We start from the raw sequence: 19579 nt of genomic DNA, 5'->3' as shown, positions 1-19579 counted from the left end.
GCTGATATAGCTCAGTTGGTAGAGCGCACCCTTGGTAAGGGTGAGGTCCCCAGTTCGACTCTGGGTATTAGCACCATTTTTTGAAGAACCCTGACCTAGTGTCAGGGTTTTTTCTTAGGGGCTTCCCCGAGAAATACGCTGATATAGCTCAGTTGGTAGAGCGCACCCTTGGTAAGGGTGAGGTCCCCAGTTCGACTCTGGGTATTAGCACCAGACTGCAAGCCCTGACCTGACGGTCAGGGCTTTTTTTATGCCCGCGATTCATTGCTTTCCCTTCAACGCTTCTCTAGTGTGGCTATCAACAAGGAGATGCACTATGAAGATTGAGATGATCTGCACCGGGGAAGAGGTGCTATCGGGTCAAATTGTCGATACCAATGCCGCCTGGGTGGCCAATACCCTGATGGAGCAGGGCTATGAGCTGAGTCGCAAAACCACGGTCGGCGATCGGATGGACGATCTGGTGACGGCGTTTCGTCACAGCGCCGAACGGGCGGATCTGGTGATCGTCAATGGCGGCCTCGGCCCCACCAGTGACGATCTCAGTGCCGAAGCGGCGGCCATGGCGCTGGGTGAGCCGGTGGTGATGTTCGAGCAGTGGCGGGCGGTGATGGAGCAGATGTTCAGTTCCAGGGGCCGGGTCATGACGCCGAGTAATCTGAAACAGGCGATGCTGCCACGTTCGGCCGTTGTGGTAGACAACCCGGTGGGCACCGCCTGTGGATTTCGAGTGCGGTTGGGTAAGGCCTGGCTGTTTTTCACCCCCGGGGTGCCCCATGAACTGTTCCGCATGGTCAATGAGCAACTGCTGCCGTTCTTACGGGATCTGGACCCTCGGCAGGGAGGGTCAGTCAGCGTGCATAAGTTGCTGACGCTGGGCCAGGCAGAGTCGGCCATGGCCAATGACATCGAGGCATTGACGGTGCCCTGCCCGGAAGGGGTGACGGTCGGCTACCGGGCCTCGATGCCCCACATCGAAGTGAAGCTGTTCCGGCGCTCGGCGGTGGATCAAGACCAGTGGCAAGCCTATGTGGGGGCGGTGAGGGCAGCGCTTGGCGACTCGCTGGTGGCGGAGAACCAACCTGTGCTGGCCAATGAGATCCACCGGCTGTTGACGGAGCAGGGTGCGACCCTGGCGTTGGCCGAATCCTGTACCGGCGGCATGATTGCCGATCAGCTGGTGACGTTGGCAGGCAGTTCGGCTTACCTACAGGGTTCTTTGGTGACCTACAGCAATGAGGCCAAGCAGATCTGTTGTGGTGTTAAGGCGAGTACGCTGCAACGGCATGGCGCCGTGTCGCTACCAACGGTGGTAGAGATGGCAGAAGGCGCCCGTGCCAGGTTGCACAGTGATTACGGCGTCAGCGTCAGCGGCATTGCCGGTCCGGAAGGCGGTACCGACGACAAGCCGGTGGGGACGGTGTGTTTCTGTGTCAGCGGCCCGGCGGGCAGCTGGAGTCAGACCCTGGCGTTTGGCTCCGGGGCTAATCGTTCCAGGACGCTGATCCGCAAGCTGTCGGCGGCTGTGGCGCTGGATATGCTGCGGCGGATGTTGCTGGGTCAGCCGGTCATTGCCGACTACCCGTTCCTGAAACGGGTGGATCGCCTCCCCGTTTAGTCACCGCTGCGCAGGTGAAACCTCAGGGCGCCGGGCTCAATGGTGAGTTCGCGCCCGAACTGGGCCAGCAACTCCTGCTTCCAGTCTTTTTGATCCAGGGTGTAGATGGGCTGATTGCTGAGGAACAGCTGCACCGCGGTCAGGCTCTGGCTGGACAGCTGTTGCAGAGGCCCGTTCAGCTCCTTCGGGGTGGCGGTGATCTCCACCACCTGCAGATCCCTCAGGTAGATGCTCTGATCTTCCGGCCGGTACCAGGGAACGGCCGACAGGGTGGCAGTCAGCGATGCCCGGATGGGCAGCAACGGGGTTCGAATCACCAACTCGGAAACGGTACTCACCTCTACGTTGTCGCCGCTGCGGCCAATGGCCACATCGATGCGATTGAGGGTCATCTCGGCGTCCACAAAGGGCAGTGGCGATTGCCGTTGCTGCACCGTCATGTTGTCGCTGAGGTAGTCCTGCAGCTCATTTTCGGTCAGGGTGTAACTGGTGGCGCAGCCGGTCAGCACCAGTATCCACGGGATCAGCAGCCAGCGCATGGGCGCCTCCTGTAAAAAAGCGGGCCGGAGCCCGCTGTGATGGATGGTTAGCCGGTGTTGCGCATGCCGGCGGCGATGCCGGCAATGGTGATCATCAGCGCCTGGCGAATGTCGTCCAGCTCCTCCTCCTTGCCCCGACAGCGACGCAGCAGTTCCGCCTGCAGGAAGTTGAGGGGATCGATGTAGGGATGACGCAGTTCCACCGACTCCCGGTTCCACGGGGTGTGTTCCATCAGTGCCTGCTCCTGGGTCAGCTGCAGCACGGTTTCAATGTCTTGCTCCAGCTGTTTGCGCAGGGTAGTGCCCAGGCCGTGCAGCTCCTGTGGCACCAGGACCCGGTCGTAGTAGGCTGCCAGGTGCGGCTCGGCTTTGGCGTACACCATCTCCAGCATCGACAGTCGAGTGCGGAAGAACGGCCAGGACTGGAACATGGCGGTCAGGGTTGGCTGTTCGCCGGCGTCAATGGCAGTTTTCAGGCCCGCCCCGGCGCCCAGCCAGGCCGGCAGCATCAGTCGGTTTTGAGTCCAGGCAAAGATCCATGGAATGGCACGCAGGGACTCGACGCCGCCGTCGGCTCGGCGTTTAGCTGGGCGGCTGCCCAGGGGCAGATCGGCCAGTTCCTGCTCCGGCGTCGCGGCACGGAAGTAGGGCACAAATTGCGGCTCGTCGCGGACGATGCTGCGGTAGGCGTCCACCGAACTGGCGGCAATGCTGTCCATCAGCTCCCGCCAGGCCTGCTTAGGCTGAGGTGGTGGCAGCAGCGTGGCTTCCAGTACCGCCGAGGTATAGAGGGCCAGACTCTGGACCGCCACCTTGGGCAGGCCAAACTTGAAGCGGATCATCTCTCCCTGCTCGGTGACACGCAGGCGACCGTCGACGGAGCCCGGAGGCTGGGACAGGATCGCTTCGTGGGCCGGGCCGCCGCCACGGCCGATGCTGCCGCCGCGGCCGTGGAACAGGGTCAGATCGACATTGGCCGCCTTACACACTTCGACCAATGACTCCTGGGCCCGGTATTGCGCCCAGGAAGCCGCCATCACGCCGGCGTCCTTGGCGGAGTCGGAGTAGCCAATCATCACCTGCTGTTTACCGCGGATGTAGCCATGGTACCAGTCGATGGCCAGCAGCTGTTCGACGCTGTCGGCAGCGTTCTGAAGGTCATCCAGGGTCTCGAACAGTGGCACGATGGGCATGGTGAATGGACAGCCGCACTCCTTGAGCAGCAGTGCCACCGCCAGCACGTCGGACGGTGAACTGGCCATGGAGATGACGTAGGACCCCATGGCTTCCGCCTGCTGCAGGGCGATCAGTTTACAGGTGTCGAGCACCTCTTTGGTGTCGTTGGAGGGGGTCCAGTTGCCGGGGAGCAGCGGACGTCGATTGGCCAGTTCGCGCAGCAGGAAGGCTTGTTTCTCCTCCTCCTGCCAGTGTTCGTAGTCGCCCAGCCCCAGGAAGCGGGTGATCTCGGCCAGGGCACTTTCATGACGGGCCGCATCTTGACGGATATCGAGTCGAATCAGACCGATGCCGAAGCAGTGAACCCGGCGCAGGGTATCCAGTAACAGGCCGTTGGCGATCAGGCGCATGTTGGACTGCAGCAGGCTGTCGTAGATCAGCTGCAGCGGCTGCAACAGATCGCCGCGGGATTGAATCCGTTGTTCCGGCTCCAATGAGGAGGGGAAGCCGTCCAGCTGGCCATTGACCTCTTCCAGGTTGATCAGCAGGCGATCGCGCAGGCGGCGTAGCTCGACCCGATAGGGTTCGTTGGTGTCGCCGACCCGGGCCGCCAGCTCGTCGCTGCATTCGACCATCGACAGTTCGCTGATCAGGGTTTTGACGTCCTGCAGGTACAGGGTCAGCGCCATTTTGCGGTTTTTCAGCAGCACACGGGCGCTGACTTTGGCGGTGACATTGGGGTTGCCGTCGCGATCGCCGCCCATCCAGCTGGAGAATTTCACCGGCACGGTGTCCGGTGGCAACTGCACACCGGCGTGAGCTTCGAGACGATCGTTCAACTGGCGCAGGAAGTCCGGTACCGCCTGCCACAGGCTGTCTTCCACGGCGGCCCAGCCCCAGGAAGCTTCATCTTCCGGTGTTGGCCGCTGAGTACGAATCTCATTGGTGTGCCAGATCTGGGCAATCAGCTGACGCAGGCGCAGGCTCTGCTGATGGTGTTCGCGCTCGCTCAGCTGAGGATTTTCCAGCTCGGCCAGGCATTCAATGATGGCGCTGTATTTGGTGATCAGGGTGCGGCGGCTGATCTCGGTCGGGTGGGCAGTCAGGACCAGATCGATCTCCAGTCGTCCCAGCTCCTCCAGCAACACCTGGGGATCCAGCTGCGCCTTGCCATTGAGCAGACGCCCGAACAGCAGGTCCACCGGATCCGGCACGCACACCAACTGGTCACAGTTGCGGGAGATGGTGTGGAACTGTTCAGCCATGTTGGCCAGGTTCAGAAACTGGTTAAAGGCGCGGGCAAAGGGTACCAATTCTTGATCGGAGAGCTGATTCAACAGTTCCAGCATCTTATGGCGGGCGCCGGGCTCGCGCTGTCTGGAGGCTTTGGCCAACTGGCGGATGGTCTCCACCTTATCGACGAAACCTTCACCCAAATGATCGCCGATGGTGTCGCCCAGCAGCTGCCCCAACATACTGACGTTGGCTTTGAGTGGTGCGTTGATATCGCTCATCTTGATCGTACTCCTTAGCAAAGATACCGCTTTCGCAATCGTTCAAAGTATCATGAATGACCGGACTCAGATAGCCTCGGTCACCATATTAACCAGTGGTTTACTCGGCCAATAAACAGAATTTATTGATGAAACGGCTTATTAACCTGGGAGTGGAGGTGAGATAGTCCATGTGGATAAACTCATCCGGCTGGTGTGCTTGCTCGATGCTGCCCGGTCCCAGCACCAGGGTCTGGCAGCCCAACTGATTGATGTAGGGCGCTTCGGTGGCGTAGTTCACCGCCTGTGCATCCTGACCGCTGAGTTGCTGGGCCAGGTCGAGTAGGGTGTTGTCCCCCTGATAGGCAAACGGCTCAGATCCCGGGAACAGTGGCGCTATGTTGATGCAATTCGGGTAACGCTGCATCACCGGTGCCAGTGCCTGTTCCAGCAGGTGCTGCAGTTGTGACAGGCTCATGCCGGGCAGGGGGCGCATGTCGAGGTTGAGCTGGCAGCAGCCGCAGATGCGGTTGACCGCGTCACCGCCGTGAATGTGGCCAAAGTTCAGGGTCGGGTAGGGCACACTGAAGCCGGGTTGATGGTAGTTGTCGGCCAGGGTGCGTTTCAGGGTCATCAGCTCGCCGATCACCAAATGCATCACCTCAATGGCGTTCAGGCCTTTGTCCGGATCCGACGAGTGGCCGCTGCGGCCACTGACCCGAATTCCATGGGCGGCGTGGCCCTTATGCATGTGCACCGGGCGCAGGCCGGTGGGTTCGCCGATCAGTGCATAATCCGGCGCGATCTGCTTACTGGCGGCAAAGGCCTTGGCGCCGGCCATGGTGGTCTCTTCGTCGGCGGTGGCCAGAATGTACAGCGGCCGTTTCAGCTGAGTGAGATCGAATTGCAGCGCCGCTTCCAGGATCAGCGCGAAGAACCCCTTCATGTCACAGGTGCCCAGGCCGTACCAGCGGTGATTCCGCTCGGTGAGCCGGAACGGATCCTGACTCCAGCGCCCCTCATCATAGGGAACGGTATCGGTGTGACCGGCCAGCAGCAGACCGCCGGCCCCCTCGGGACCGATGCGGGCCAGCAGGTTGGCCTTATTGGTTTGGCCGGGCAGTGGCAGCACCTCACACCGGAATCCCAGATGACTGAACCAGCCGTGCAACAACTCAATGATGGGCAGGTTGCTCTGATCCCACTCCCCCTCCAGGCCGCTGATGGAGGGGCTGGCAATGAGTTGCTGGAAGCGCTGTTTCAGGTCTGGAAAATTCTTCATAATTATTTATTCAAAATATTTGCATAAGTATAAATTGGTGGTAGTCTATCAGGGTGACAGTAAATAGACGATAACTACCGCTATGAAATTTGCATTCTGGAAACATCAGCCCGCCCCTCTACGACGACGATAAAGTCGGTCGTCGCCTCCGTTATGGCTGCCCCCACGCTTTCCTGTTGTTACGTTTGCTAATGGACTCTTCCTCATGACCACTATAGCCATAATTGGTGCATCCGGGTATGCCGGTGCCACGCTGGCCAAATTGATTGCCACCGATGACTCCCTGACCCTGGGCGGGTTATACGTTTCCGAAGCCAGTGCCGACGCCGGTACCCCGCTTAGCGTCCTGTATCCGGAGATGCTCGGACTGGTGGACCAACCGCTGCAGGGGTTGAGTGCCGAGGCGCTGCAGCAGTTGTGCCAGAATCATCAGGGCGTGTGTCTGGCCACCGAGCACCAGGTCAGCGCCACGCTGGTGCCGACCCTGCTGGAGGCCGGCCTCAGTGTGTTTGACCTGTCCGGTGGTCACCGCTTCAAGGATGCCGCCATCTACCCTGAGTTTTACGGTTTTGAACATCCTCACCCAGAGCACCTGCTGCAGGCGGAATATGGCTTGGTGGACTGGTACCCGCACACCCTGAATAAGAGCAAGCTCATTGCCGTGCCCGGGTGTTACCCCACCGCGTCACTACTGGCGCTTAAGCCTTTGCAGCAGGCTGGCTTGCTGTCCGAGTCGGCGATGCCGGTGATCAATGCGGTCAGCGGGGTCAGCGGCGCCGGTCGCAAGGCTCAGCTCAATACCCACTTCTGTCAGGTCAGCCTGACGCCGTACGGAGTTCTGGGGCATCGGCATCAGCCGGAGATCGAAACCTACCTGGGGCATCCGGTGGTGTTCACTCCCCATCTCGGCAATTTTAAGCGGGGCATCCTGGCGACCATCGTCTGCCAACTGAAAGCGGGAATTACCGATTCTGAGATTGCCGAGGCTTATGCGGTGTATCAAGGCAATGCCGGCGTCAAACTGCTACCACAGGGGAGCTGGCCTAAGGTGGACGACGTTGCCGGCAGTGGTCGCTGTCTGCTGGCCTGGAAGTTCGATGCCGGCAAACAAACCCTGGTGGTGGCCAGCGCCATCGACAACCTGATGAAGGGCGCCGCCAGTCAGGCGCTCGACTGCATAAACATTCATTTTGGTCATGAGGTGTATTCATGAAGACGATGGTCATTAAAGTGGGCGGTGCGCTGCTGGAGTGCGACAAGGGCATGGTGCGGTTGTTTGACACCCTGATCCAGCTGCAGCACAAGGGCTGGCAACCGGTGTTGGTGCACGGTGGCGGTGTATTGGTGGAGCAGCAACTGAGCGCCAACGGCATGACCACCACCAAGCATCAGGGTTTGCGGGTTACCCCCGAGGAGCAGATGCCCATCGTCGCCGGTGCGCTGGCCGGCATTGCCAATACCAAGCTGGTGGCGGCCGCCAAACAGGTGGGGTTGGTGCCGGTGGGACTGACGCTGGCGGACGGCAACTTGGTGCAGGCACAGGTGCAGGATCCCGAGCTCGGCTGTGTCGGTCAGGTAACCGCCAACCAGCCTCAGCTGTTGCAGCAGCTGTTAAGCCTGGGCATGTTACCCATTATCTCTTCGGTGGCGGCAGACGCTCAGGGGCAGTTGCTGAACGTCAACGCCGATCAGGCGGCCACGGTCATCTGCCAGTTACTGAAGGCGCCGCTGACCCTGCTGTCGGACGTATCCGGCGTGCTGGACGGCAAGGGTCAGTTGATTCCGGAACTGACTCCGGAGCTGGCTCAAAGCCTAGTGAAAAGCGGCGTCATCGATGGCGGCATGAAAGTCAAGGTGGAGGCGGCCCAGGCCGCGGCCCGTGCCATCGACAATCGGGTTCTGGTGGCCAGTTGGCGTTACCCGGAACAGCTGGCTGGTCTGATTGAGGGCCACAGCGTTGGCACTCAGGTTTACCCCTAAAGGAATTGAATGATGCAGAACTTGTTGACGTTGAAAGATTGGACGCCGGAACAGATTCTGGCGGTGCTGGATAAAGCCAAAGCCCTGAAGGCCGATTACGGCCCCTATCAGGACGCCCTCAAAGGCAAGAGCGTGGCCACTCTGTTTGAAAAGCCGTCGCTGCGGACCCGGGTCAGTTTTGATGTGGGCATCAATAAGCTCGGTGGCCATGCGGTCTATCTGGATCAGCAAAATGGCGCCCTGGGCAAGCGGGAGTCGGTGAAAGATTTTGCCCAGAACCTGTCGCGCTGGTGCGATGCCATCGTGGCACGGGTCTTCGATCACGCCACCCTGTTGGAGTTGGCCGAGCATGCGTCGGTGCCGGTGGTGAACTCGCTGTGCGATCTGTACCACCCCTGCCAGGCGATGGCCGACATGCTGACCATCATGGAGCATAACTCCGACTGGCAGCAGTCCAAGCTGGCGTACGTCGGGGACGGCAATAACGTCACCCATTCGCTGATGATCATCGCCGCCAAGCTGGGTGTCGACATGGTGGTGGTGTGCCCTCCGGGTCACTTCCCCGACGGCCAGCAGGTGCTGGAAGCTCAGGCGCTGGCGGCGCAGTCCGGTGCCAGCTTGACCCTCAGCAGCGACGTCGCCGCCCTGGAGGGGGTGGACGTCATCTACGCCGATACCTGGATCTCCATGGGCGACACCACGCCGCTGGAGGAGATCAAAGCCAAGTTTGCCCCCTACCAGGTCAATGCACAGATGATGGCCAGCAGTGGTGCCAGCCATTTCCTGCATTGCCAACCCGCCCACCGCGAGGTGGAAGTGACTTCAGAGGTGATGGATTCGGAGCAGTCGCTGGTCATGGACCAGGCTGAAAACCGGATGCACGCCCAAAACGCAATTCTACTGACTCTGATTTAAAGGACATCCCCATGACAAAGATTAACAAAGTGGTACTGGCCTACTCCGGCGGCCTGGATACTTCCGCCATTATCCCTTACCTGAAAGAGCAGTACGATTGTGAAGTGGTGGCCTTTGTGGCCGATGTCGGCCAGGGTGCCGAAGAGTTGGTGGGCGTTGAGGAGAAAGCGATCGCCTCCGGCGCCTCCAGTTGCCACGTGGTGGATCTGAAAGAGGAGTTCGTCGGTCACTACATCAACCCGATCCTGCAGACCGGTGCCCTGTACGAAGGCACCTATCTGCTGGGCACCGCCATGGCCCGTCCTATTATCGCCAAGGCCCAGGTGGAGCTGGCGCTGCAGGTGGGCGCCGACGCGGTGTCCCACGGCTGTACCGGCAAGGGTAACGATCAGGTGCGGTTCGAGTCCACCTACGCCGCCCTGGCCCCGCAACTGAAGGTGATTGCCCCATGGCGGGACTGGACCATGAAGTCGCGGACCGATCTGCTCAATTACCTGGCCAGCAAAAACATCCCGACCACCGCTTCGGCGGAGAAGATCTACAGTCGCGATGCCAACTGCTGGCACATCTCCCACGAGGGGGGCGAGTTGGAAGATCCGAACTGTGAGCCGTCCGAACAGGTGTGGACCTGGAGCGTGTCGCCAGAGCAGGCGCCGGATGCGGCGGAATACGTCACCCTGGGCTACGAGCATGGGGTGCTGACCCAGGTTAACGGTGAGGCCGTGACTCCGTTCAACGGTTTGAGTGTGCTCAACGAGCTGGGGGCCAAGCACGGTGTTGGTCGCATCGACATCGTCGAAAACCGGTTAGTGGGCATGAAGTCCCGCGGTTGTTACGAAACTCCGGGTGGCACCATCGTCAACGCCGGCCTGCGTGGCCTGGAGACACTGGTACTGGATAAGTCGGCGTTTAAGTTCCGTGAGCAGATTGGCCTGGAGTTCTCCCATGTGCTGTACGACGGCCGTTGGTTTACTCCGGTCTCCAAGGCGCTGTTGGCGGCAGCGGCCAGCCTGGCAGAGCCACTGACCGGTGAGATCGTGGTTAAGCTGTATAAAGGTCAGGCGGTGGTGGTGAAACGGACCAGCCCTAACAGTCTGTACTCGGAAGCGTTCTCCACCTTTGAGGAGGACGAAGTCTACAACCAGAAGCACGCGGAAGGCTTCATTCGGTTGTTCTCGCTGTCGAGCCGGATCGCGGCCCTGCATAAGGAGCAGAACTGATATGGCGTTATGGGGTGGGCGGTTCAGCGGCGCTGCAGACAGTCGCTTTAAGCAGTTTAACGATTCCCTGCCGGTGGACTACCGTCTCCTGCAGCAGGACATCACCGGATCCATCGCCTGGGCCGGTGCCCTGACCCAGGTGGGGGTGCTGGATAAGCTGGAGCACGGTCAGTTGATCCGTGCCCTGCATCAGCTGGCTGACGAGGTGACCGAAGAGCAGATTCTGGCGTCCGGCGCCGAGGACATCCACAGCTTTGTGGAACAACAGCTGATCGCCAAGGTCGGGGATCTGGGTAAGAAACTGCATACCGGCCGCTCCCGTAACGATCAGGTGGCCACGGATCTGAAACTCTGGTGTAAGGATCAGGGCCAGATTCTGGTGGAGGCTCTGGTCAAGGCGCAGCAGCAGCTGCTGATCCTGGCCGAGCGTGAAGCGCAGACGGTGCTGCCTGGCTACACCCACCTGCAGCGGGCCCAGCCGATCACCTTTGGTCACTGGTGCCTGTGTTATGTGGAGATGCTGGAGCGGGACCTGACCCGGCTCAAGGATGCCCTTAACCGGCTCGACACCTGCCCTCTGGGCTGCGGTGCGCTGGCGGGAACCGCCTACCCGGTCGACCGGCTCAAGTTGGCCCACGACCTGGGGTTTCGTGGTGCCGTCAGCAACAGCCTGGATGCGGTCTCCGATCGGGATCATGTGATTGAGCTGTGCGGCGTGGCCGCCACCTCGATGATGCACCTGTCGCGGCTGGCGGAAGATATGATCTTCTACAACAGCGGCGAAGCCGGCTTTATCGAACTGGCGGACGCGGTGACCTCTGGATCTTCGCTGATGCCACAGAAGAAAAACCCCGATGCCCTGGAGCTGATCCGGGGCAAGACCGGCCGGGTCTATGGCTCATTGATGACCATCATGACCACCATGAAGGCGCTGCCGATGGCCTACAACAAGGACATGCAGGAGGACAAAGAGGGGCTGTTTGATGCCCTGGATACCTGGCTGATGTGTCTGGACATGGCGACGCTGGTGCTGGAAGGGGTGCAGGTCAACAGTCAGCGGACGCTGGCGGCGGCGCAGCAGGGCTACGCCAATGCGACCGAGCTGGCGGACTACCTGGTGGCCAAGGGAATCCCGTTCCGGGAAGCCCACCACATTGTCGGCGAGGTGGTGCTCGGCGCCATCGCACAGGGCAAGCCGCTGGAGGACTTTACCCTGCAGGAGCTGCAGGTGTTCAGCGATCGCATCGGGTCGGATGTGTACCAGCACCTGACCATCGATGCCTGCCTGGCCAAGCGGGAAGCCCTGGGGGGCACCTCCATCAAGCAGGTTCAGCATGCGCTGTCGCTGCAAAATGGCTCGCAACTCGAGGCGCCGGCCATCGAAGAGGCTCTGGGGGCCAGTCAGCAGCGACTCAATGCCCACAAGGCGGAGATGCTGATGGTTCGTCCGGCCCGCCTGTCGGATGTGGATGCCATCCATACCATCAACGGTCACTGGGCCCTCAAGGGCGAGACCCTGCCGCGCAGCCGCGACGACTTGCTGCGCGACATCCTCGATTTTGCGGTGGCCGAGCAGGACGGCGAGGTGGTCGGCTGTGCCTCGTTGTACATCTACGAGACCGGGTTGGCGGAGATGCGCTCTCTGGGAGTGGATCCCAACAACCATGGTCAGGGGCAGGGTAAGGCGCTGGTGGATTACATGCTGCAACGGGCGCGGGAGCTGGAGCTGGAAAGGGTGATTGTCCTGACCCGGGTACCGCAGTTCTTTACCAAGGCCGGTTTCAATCACACCGACAAGGAAACCTTGCCGGAGAAGGTGATGAAGGACTGCGATCTGTGTCCGAGAAAGCATGCCTGTGACGAGATTGCCATGGAATACTGCTTCTGATTGGAGTCACACCAATAAAAAACGCCGCTGAACAGCGGCGTTTTTTATGTCGGTATTGTCAGAACAGCTCCTCGGTCTCCTGTTCGAACACCGGCTGCTCCTGTTGCTGGTTGTCGGCGTATTCGGTTGGCTCGGTGCCGGCAACAAAGTACTCGAACCGCGAGGTGTAATCGTTGCGACGCGACAACTTGCCTGACGCCAGGTCAATGCGGGCGGTGACGACCCCTTCCGGTGGGGTCATCGGCACGGTCGGCACCCCCTTGAGGGCCTGGTTCATAAACTGGTTCCAGGCCGGGCCGGCGGTCTTGGCACCGGACTCGGCGCCGGTGATCTGATTGCGAGGGCCGTAGTTGTCCCAAGAGGTGCGCCCCAGTTGGCGACCGTGGTCATCAAAGCCCACCCAGGAGGTGGCGACGATGCCGGGGCCAAAGCCACTGAACCAGGTGTCGCGGGATTCGTTGGTGGTGCCGGTTTTGCCGCCGATGTCACGACGCTTGATCAACTGGGCTGCCCGCCAGGCGGTGCCATTCCAGCCGGTGCCCTTGCTCCAGTCACCGCCGCCCCAGATGACGCTACTGAGGGTGTCTTTGATCAGGAAGGCCACTTGAGGAGACAGAATCCGCGGTGCCAGCTGGCTGGCGGGGATCGGGCATTGGGCCTGAATGTCGGTGCTGAACTGCTGCGGTTGGGCCTTCAGTGCCTGTTCGCACTCGGCACAGGCGATTCGGGGCTGGGCCTGGTACAACACCTGGCCAAAGCTGTTCTCGATGCGCTCGATGACATAGGGCTCGACTTTAAAGCCGCCGTTGGCGAAGGTGGCAAATCCCCGGGCCACGTCCATCGGGGTGGCGACGGCGCTGCCCAACGCCAGGGATTCGTTTCGCGGAAGATCGTTGCGCTCAAAGCCAAACTTCTGCAGCTGGGCGATGGCGCCATTGATGCCGACGTGGCGCAGGGTTCGCACCGCCATTACGTTAACGGATTGGCCCAGGCCCCGCCTTACCCGGGTGGGCCCGGTATAGACGTCGGGGGAGTTCTTCGGCCGCCAGGCGGTGCCCTGACTGCGATCCCACTGGTTAATGGGGGCGTTGTTGACCAGCGTCGCCAGGGTATAGCCCTGTTCCAATGCCGCCGAGTAGATGAAGGGCTTAATGTTGGAGCCCAGCTGGCGCTTGGCCTGGGTGACCCGGTTGTACTGGCTGTGCTGGAAGTTGTACCCGCCCACCAGGGCCCGAACGGCACCGTCTCCGGGGTTCAGGGCCACCAGGGCACTGCTGACCTGAGGTTCCTGGGCCAGCATCAGCCGCTCCGGTTGCTGACGCACCCAGATTAAGTCCCCTTCGCTGAGGATGTCGCTGGCCTGTTTAGGCGCGGCACCCTGGCGGGTATCGGTAATAAACTCCCGTCCCCAGTTCATCCCTTCCCAGCTCAATACCGCATCGCTGCCATCGGCCATCAGCAGCATTGCCTGCTTGGCGTCGGTATCCATGACCACGGCCGGCAGCAGATCCTGCACCGGCTTGGTGTCGGCCAGGGTCTGCAGGATGCGATCGCGCTCCCATGGTGTGCCGGCGGCGGCGTCGACGGTGGCGTCTGCGGTCGGGGAGTCTATGTTCGCCGGGTCGGCATCGGCTGCAGGCTGGGGTTGCCACAATGAGGCGATGGGGCCACGGTAGCCATGGCGGCGATCGTAGCTATAGAGGTTGTCGCGCAGTGCCTGCTGAGCCTGACGTTGCGCGGTGGTTTCGATCGAGGTGTACACCTGGTAGCCACCGGTATAGGCGGCGTCCTCGCCGTAGCGTGCCACCATGATGTCGCGGGCCATCTCTGCCACATAAGGGGCGTCCAGCTCGATCTCTGCACCATGGTAGCGGGCCGTAATGGGCTGTACCCGGGTGTCGTCAAACTGCTGTTGCGAGATGAAGCCGACGTCCAGCATGCGCCCCAGTACCACGTTGCGGCGAGTGAAGGCTCGCTGCGGGTTGCGAATGGGGTTGGCGGCTGAAGGGGCCTGCGGCAACCCGGCGATCATCGCCATCTGCGCCAGCGTCAGTTGAGCGACGTCCTTGCCGTAGTACACCTGGGCGGCCGCGCCGACGCCATAAGCCCGATTGCCGAGGAAACTGCGGTTCAGGTACAGCTCGAGGATCTCCTCCTTGGACAGCAGTTGCTCGATCTTCAGTGCCAGAAAGATCTCTTTGACCTTTCGAATGTAGGTCTTTTCCCTGCTGAGGAAGAAGTTACGGGCCACCTGCATGGTGATGGTACTGGCACCCTGGGCTTTTCGACCGGTGGTGACCAGCACCACTGCCGCTCGAATGACGCCGATGGGGTCGACCCCTTTGTGCTCGAAAAAGCGGGCGTCCTCGGTGGCCAGGAAGGCATCGATCAGTGGCTGGGGCACATCGCCATAGCGCACCGGGATGCGGCGCTTTTCACCAAACTGGGACAGCAGGGCACCGTCTTTGCTGTAGATGCGCATCGGGGTTTGAAGCTGCACCGTTTTCAGGCTGTCGACGTCCGGCAGGGTGGGCGCAACCCATAGATACAGCGCGGCCAGAGCCCCCAGACCCAATACGCCGCACAGCACCAAAAACAGAAAAATTCGCTTAAACCAGCTCACCAGCCACCTACTCAGGATTAATCACAGCGGACCAGTATACTAAGATGGGCCTGAATGCTCAAAAATCATCAGGCTAAGTTTTGCGCCGGCCTCCGCCGGCTTACCCACCTTGTGCTACGCTCAAAAGACGCAAATGGAATTGCGGCCGCTCAGGATACAGATGGATGTTGTCTTTGTTTTTCCGCTCTGCCCCCACTTTCGTTGGGGTTGACATCGGAACCTCCCATATTAAAGCCGTGGTGCTGGAGTGCGCCGGCAACGAACCCCGCATCGGCCATGCCTGTTGTGTGGCCATCGATCGCGCCGAGGGCGATGATGCCCTGCCTATTGCCATGAAGCGGCTGCAGCAACAGCTGCCTGCAGGCTGTGAGCGGGGGGCGGCAGCGGTTAGCGGTGCCACTGTCATGACCAAGGTGATCACCATGGACATCGGCCTCAGCGATCTGGAGCTGGAAACCCAGATCGAAATCGAGGCCGACAGTCTGATTCCCTACCCCCTGGACGAGGTGAACCTCGACTTCGAACGCCTGGGTGCCGCCGAGTCTAACCGAATCGAGATTCTGCTCAGCGCCTGCCGGCGAGAAGACGTCCATGCCCGGGTCGAGGCGCTGGCGGCGGCGGATCTGCACACCGAGGTGGTGGATGTCGAAGCCTATGCGTTGGGGCGGGCCGCTGCCATGTTGGCGGTTACGGAAACCGTGGTGGCGTTGGTGGACATCGGCGTCAGTAAGGCTTCCGTGGCCATCAACTGTGGTGAGCAAACGGCGTTTGTCCGTGAGCTGTCTTTAGGGAGCCGTGATCAGATGGCGCCGGACGATGCCTACCCGGACGTGGCTCAGCTGGCGCAGCAGTTGCAACGCACCTTTCAGATTTATGTCAATGGCGACGCCAGTAAGGCCATCGGCCGGGTGATGATTTGCGGCGACGTGGCCGAGTTGCTTTTGCAGCAGCTGCAAGCCGCCCTGTCGATCCCCTGCTCGTTGGCCCAGCCCCGTTCGGTGCCTCTGTCGGGACCGTTGCCTGCCAGCGCGTATATGGTTGCCTGCGGCCTGGCCCTGAGGGGGAACGATGACCCACATTAACCTGCTGCCGTGGCGGGAGACCCGGCGCCAACAACTGAAACGCCGCTACCTGAGCCTGCTGGTGGTGTCGTTGATCTCGGCGGTGGTGCTGGTGGTTGCGGTTGAGCGGGTGTTGTCGGTGATGGTGGCGGCTCAGCAGCACCGCAACCAGTACCTACAGCAACAGATCGGTGAGGTGGAGCGGCGTATCGCCGAGGTGGCCGAGGTACAGCGCCAATCCGATGCCCTGCATCAGCGCCTGGATCTGATTGTGGATCTGCAGCGTCATCGCAGTGTGCCGGTGCATCTTATGTCGGAGTTGCACCGGGTGGTGGTGCCTGGCGTATACCTGACGGAGCTGATGCTGCAGGGCTCGACTCTGCGCCTCAGTGGCTTCTGCGAGTCCAACAACCACCTGGCCAATATGCTGCGCCAAGTGGATGCCTCAGCGTGGTTGTCCAATGCCCGGGTGCAGGAGATTGTTGCCAGTCGCCACCAGTCGCTGCGTCAGCATCGCTTCAGCCTGTCGATGTCGTTGTCGGCGCAGCCACAGCCGGTTGAGGAGGTGGCCCCATGAATCTGGAGCAGCTTAATGATCTGGATTTTGACAGCATCGGCAGCTGGCCGCCGGTGGCCCGCTGGGCCTTGTCCCTGACGTTGGTGATTCTGGTGCTGGCGGTGGGGGGCTACCTGTGGATTGGCGAGCGCTACAGCGAGCTGCAGGCCGGCGTTCGTCAGGAGCGGCAGTTGAAACAGGAGTACCGGGATAAGTACCAGTTTTCCGCCCATCTGGAGCGCCATCAGCAGGAGTTGGTACAGACCCGGCTGGAGCTGCACCAGTTGTTGAGCATGCTGCCAAGCCGGGATGAGATGCCGGGATTGCTGGATGACGTCACTTTCCTGGCCGCGGAAACCAATCTGTCTATTGTCAGCATCGGCTGGCTGCCGGAGCGGGCCGGTGAGCTGTATACCGAGTTGCCGTTGAGCATTGAACTGCGGGGAGGCTACGTGGAGTTCGGCCACTTTGTGGCGGGAATGGCGGCGTTGCCGCGCATCGTCAGCTTGGATGATTTTTCCGTGACCCGGCAAGAGACGGTGTTGTCGATGAAGCTGGTGGCCACCACCTACCGGCTGCTGGCGTCGGCGGAGGCACCGTGAACGGCGGCTGGCGGTGGCTATGGGCCGGGCTGCTGCTGAGCGGCTGTCAGGGCGATACCGGGGATCTTCAGCGTTACCTGGAGCAGGTGCAGGCGAATCCGCCCGCATACCAGAGTCGTCCCCGAACCCTGCCCCATTTCGAACCGGCTCGCTATGACCCCGGCTCCGGTCGCAGTCCGTTTATGGCCGCGCCCATGATGACGGCCCGGGCGGGAGAGGCCATCGACCGCCCCGGTTGCCTGGGACCGCCGGCGGGAGCGTCGGGGCATCCGTTGCAGAGTGTGGCGCTGGACAGCCTGGTGATGCGGGGTACCCTCAGTGACCGTCATAATCGCTGGGCGCTGCTGGAAACCGCCGATGGCCTGGTGCACCGGGTTCGGCAAGGGGATCTGGTGGGGCTCTTTGCCGGCCGGGTGGTGGCGGTGCACGGTGATCATGTGGAACTGGTGGAGCGGGTCGAGCAGGGGCTGGGGTGTTACGTTGAACGTCAGGCCCGAATTGTATTGGAGAGTCAGGACAAGGAGCGACTGTGATGAGAGGGCGGGCATTCTGGGCGACGGTGCTGATGATGGTGGCAACCTCGGTGCAGTCGGCGTCATTGCTGCGGGTGACCGTGGTGGATGAGCCGGGCAGCCAGTTGCAGCTGGCGCTGGAGTTTGACCGGCCGACTCAGTCTCCTCGGATTCAGTATCAGGATCGGACCCGGCAACTGCTGCTGGATTTTGACGGTGCCGATTCGGCGCTGTCCGCCGCCGCCATCGATGTCGATGCTCAGGGGGTGGCGCAGTTGCAGGCGAGTAACCAGCCGCAGGGGCTGCGGGTGGCGATTCAGTTGACGGCGATACGGCCGTATCAGGGCCGCTGGCAGGGCGACCGTTATCTGCTGACCTTTGCCGATGCGACCGCCGCGGTGGCGGCGCTTCGCCAGGGCAGTGACAGCGCGGTGGCGCTGACACAGGTTCGTGGCATCGAATTCCAGTCGCCTCAGCCAGGGGTGGGGCTATTGAGTTTGCATCTGAGTCAGGTCCTGGCTGGGGTGCAGGTGATTGAGCAGGGCCGGGAGGTGCGCCTGCTGCTGCCGGACAGTGAACTGGCCAGTGATCAGCTGCTGGTCATGGATGTGTCGGATCTGAAGACGCCGGTACACAGCTACGAAACCTTCTCTGAGCCGGGCCTGACCTCGGTGGTGCTTCGGGTGAGTGGTGCGGTGTCGGTGTCGCAGAGCCGTCAGGGGCAGACGCTGCAGATTCGGGTTGCCGGCCAGCGGCCAGAGACCGCCGCTGAGTCCGCCGTCTATCAGGGAAAACGTTTGTCGATGAACTTTCAGGATGTGCCGGTGCGCACCGTGCTGCAGATCATCGCCGAGCATCAGGGCCTGAACCTGGTGACCAGCGACTCGGTGGCCGGTAACGTCACCCTGAGGCTGAACGACGTGCCCTGGGATCAGGCGCTGGCGCTGGTACTCAAGGTTCGGGGCTTGGCTAGCCGGCTGGATGGCAAGGTGCTGCTGGTGGCCCCGAGGGAGGAGCTGGCAGCGCAGCGGCAAGGCGAATTGCAGCTGCTGCAAGAGGCCCGGCAGCTGGGTCCGTTGGTAGCCCGCCACTATAAGATCAACTATGCCAAGGCCGACGACATCGCCGCTCTGCTCAAGGGGGACTCCGGCAGCAACCGCCTGCTGTCGAATCGAGGATCGGCCACGGTGGATGAGCGCACCAACATCCTGTTGCTGCAGGACACCCGAGCCCGGCTGGAGGAGGTCGAGGCGCTGATCGAGGTGCTGGATGTGCCGGTGAAGCAGGTGGTGATCGAGTCGAGAATGGTCAACGTACGGGATAACATCGATTCAGAGCTGGGGATTCGCTGGGGGCTGTCTTCGGGCCAGGGCGACGGTTCGTTTTCCGGCAGTATCGAAGGCAATGACAGCATCCGCCAGGGGGTGGTACCGGCCATTGGTGATCGCCTTAATGTGAACCTGCCGGCGGTGGCCAACAACGCCTCCACCTTTGCGTTTCAGGTCGCCAACCTGGGGGATGAGTTTATTCTCGATCTCGAGCTGTCGGCGCTGGAGGCCGAGGATCGGGGCGAGATCATTGCCAGCCCACGGTTGACCACTTCCAACCAGTACACCGCATTTATCGAGCAGGGGGAGGAGATCCCCTACGAGGAGAGCACCTCCAGCGGCGCGACCTCGGTGGCCTTTAAGAAAGCGGTACTGAGCCTGACCGTGACCCCGAGGATTACCTCAGACAACAAAGTGGTGCTGGATCTGCTGGTGACTCAGGATACTCGGGGGCGGGAAAGCTCCAGTGGCGAAGTCGGCATCAATACCCAGAGAATTTCCACTCAGGTGTTGGCAAAAAATGGTGAAACCGTGGTACTCGGTGGTATATTCCAGAAACAGGAGTTAAAAACCGTCACTAAGGTCCCTCTGCTGGGGGATATACCGTATGCGGGCTGGCTATTTCGCAACACCCGCAATACTGCGATTAAATCTGAACTGCTGATTTTTGTGACACCTAAGATAATCATTGAGCAGTTTTAGCTCCCTGCCTTAGAGGAAGGGTGAGTCTCTATTGCCTTCACCTAGTCTTCCTTGCGATAATCGACGACCAAATTTATGTCACAG

Annotated in this window: 15 protein-coding genes and 2 tRNA genes; 13 read left to right on the top strand and 4 right to left on the bottom strand. The window is 61.1% G+C overall.

The window, feature by feature from the left end; all coding sequences use genetic code 11:
* From BLT77_RS12715 to BLT77_RS12705, 3 genes are all read left to right on the top strand, one after another.
* Positions 1–76 (top strand) — tRNA-Thr (locus tag BLT77_RS12715).
* Positions 77–137: 61 nt separating this feature from the next.
* Positions 138–213: transfer RNA gene (locus BLT77_RS12710), tRNA-Thr, on the top strand.
* Positions 214–316: 103 nt separating this feature from the next.
* A complete protein-coding gene (locus BLT77_RS12705) occupies positions 317–1618 on the top strand; it encodes a CinA family nicotinamide mononucleotide deamidase-related protein (RefSeq protein ID WP_090365793.1) in 1302 nt (433 codons plus the stop codon).
* Here BLT77_RS12705 and BLT77_RS12700 read toward each other — a convergent pair.
* The 3 genes from BLT77_RS12700 to argE all read right to left on the bottom strand — a co-directional run bounded on the left by BLT77_RS12700 (position 1615) and on the right by argE (position 6108).
* On the bottom strand, positions 1615–2157 hold the full coding sequence (locus BLT77_RS12700; protein ID WP_090365790.1) for a YceB family lipoprotein: 543 nt from the start codon (positions 2155–2157) through the stop codon (positions 1615–1617). The two genes, BLT77_RS12705 and BLT77_RS12700, sit on opposite strands and share 4 nt — an antisense overlap.
* Before the next feature lie 47 nt (positions 2158–2204).
* On the bottom strand, positions 2205–4847 hold the full coding sequence (ppc, locus tag BLT77_RS12695; RefSeq protein WP_090365787.1) for a phosphoenolpyruvate carboxylase: 2643 nt from the start codon (positions 4845–4847) through the stop codon (positions 2205–2207).
* A 100-nt stretch (positions 4848–4947) separates the two neighbouring features.
* Positions 4948–6108, bottom strand: coding sequence for an acetylornithine deacetylase (gene argE, locus BLT77_RS12690; RefSeq protein ID WP_090365784.1), 1161 nt, complete (start codon positions 6106–6108; stop codon positions 4948–4950).
* Between the two features lie 205 nt (positions 6109–6313).
* Here argE and argC point away from each other — a divergent pair, with 205 nt between their 5' ends.
* The 5 genes from argC to argH are packed head-to-tail and all read left to right on the top strand — an operon-like array spanning position 6314 to position 12111.
* Positions 6314–7321: an N-acetyl-gamma-glutamyl-phosphate reductase gene (gene argC / locus BLT77_RS12685; protein ID WP_090365781.1), complete on the top strand. Its 1008-nt coding sequence runs from the start codon at positions 6314–6316 to the stop codon at positions 7319–7321.
* On the top strand, positions 7318–8088 hold the full coding sequence (gene argB / locus BLT77_RS12680) for an acetylglutamate kinase (RefSeq protein WP_090365779.1): 771 nt from the start codon (positions 7318–7320) through the stop codon (positions 8086–8088). The genes argC and argB overlap by 4 nt, the downstream gene beginning before the upstream one ends.
* A 12-nt stretch (positions 8089–8100) precedes the next feature.
* On the top strand, positions 8101–9003 hold the full coding sequence (locus BLT77_RS12675) for an ornithine carbamoyltransferase (protein ID WP_090365777.1): 903 nt from the start codon (positions 8101–8103) through the stop codon (positions 9001–9003).
* 11 nt (positions 9004–9014) lie between these two features.
* Positions 9015–10223: an argininosuccinate synthase gene (locus BLT77_RS12670; RefSeq protein ID WP_028112794.1), complete on the top strand. Its 1209-nt coding sequence runs from the start codon at positions 9015–9017 to the stop codon at positions 10221–10223.
* Between the two features lies 1 nt (position 10224).
* The gene (gene argH, locus BLT77_RS12665) at positions 10225–12111 is read left to right on the top strand and encodes an argininosuccinate lyase (protein WP_090365773.1); all 1887 of its coding nucleotides are present in this window, start codon (positions 10225–10227) and stop codon (positions 12109–12111) included.
* 58 nt (positions 12112–12169) lie between these two features.
* On the opposite strand, the gene BLT77_RS12660 is transcribed toward argH, so the two are convergent.
* Positions 12170–14734 carry a penicillin-binding protein 1A gene (locus tag BLT77_RS12660; protein WP_090365770.1) on the bottom strand — a complete coding sequence of 855 codons (2565 nt, stop codon included), beginning with the start codon at positions 14732–14734 and terminating at the stop codon, positions 12170–12172.
* Between the two features lie 164 nt (positions 14735–14898).
* Between BLT77_RS12660 and pilM the strand changes: the two genes are divergently transcribed.
* The 5 genes from pilM to BLT77_RS12635 are packed head-to-tail and all read left to right on the top strand — an operon-like array spanning position 14899 to position 19495.
* Positions 14899–15816 (top strand): type IV pilus biogenesis protein PilM, encoded by a 918-nt coding sequence (gene pilM, locus BLT77_RS12655; RefSeq protein ID WP_090365767.1) that lies wholly within the window; start codon positions 14899–14901, stop codon positions 15814–15816.
* The gene (locus tag BLT77_RS12650; RefSeq protein WP_090365763.1) at positions 15803–16372 is read left to right on the top strand and encodes a PilN domain-containing protein; all 570 of its coding nucleotides are present in this window, start codon (positions 15803–15805) and stop codon (positions 16370–16372) included. Before pilM ends, BLT77_RS12650 begins: the two co-directional genes overlap by 14 nt.
* Entirely contained in the window at positions 16369–16953 is a 585-nt protein-coding gene (locus BLT77_RS12645; protein ID WP_090365760.1) for a type IV pilus inner membrane component PilO, read from the top strand. Before BLT77_RS12650 ends, BLT77_RS12645 begins: the two co-directional genes overlap by 4 nt.
* Positions 16950–17486: a pilus assembly protein PilP gene (locus BLT77_RS12640; protein ID WP_090365757.1), complete on the top strand. Its 537-nt coding sequence runs from the start codon at positions 16950–16952 to the stop codon at positions 17484–17486. Before BLT77_RS12645 ends, BLT77_RS12640 begins: the two co-directional genes overlap by 4 nt.
* Complete coding sequence (locus BLT77_RS12635; protein WP_090365753.1) at positions 17486–19495, top strand: type IV pilus secretin PilQ; 2010 nt, start codon at positions 17486–17488, stop codon at positions 19493–19495. Before BLT77_RS12640 ends, BLT77_RS12635 begins: the two co-directional genes overlap by 1 nt.
* Positions 19496–19579 lie beyond the last annotated feature (84 nt).

Source organism: Ferrimonas sediminum, from assembly GCF_900100175.1.
Lineage (GTDB): Bacteria > Pseudomonadota > Gammaproteobacteria > Enterobacterales > Shewanellaceae > Ferrimonas > Ferrimonas sediminum.
This window is presented reverse-complemented; position numbering and strand designations above follow the sequence as displayed.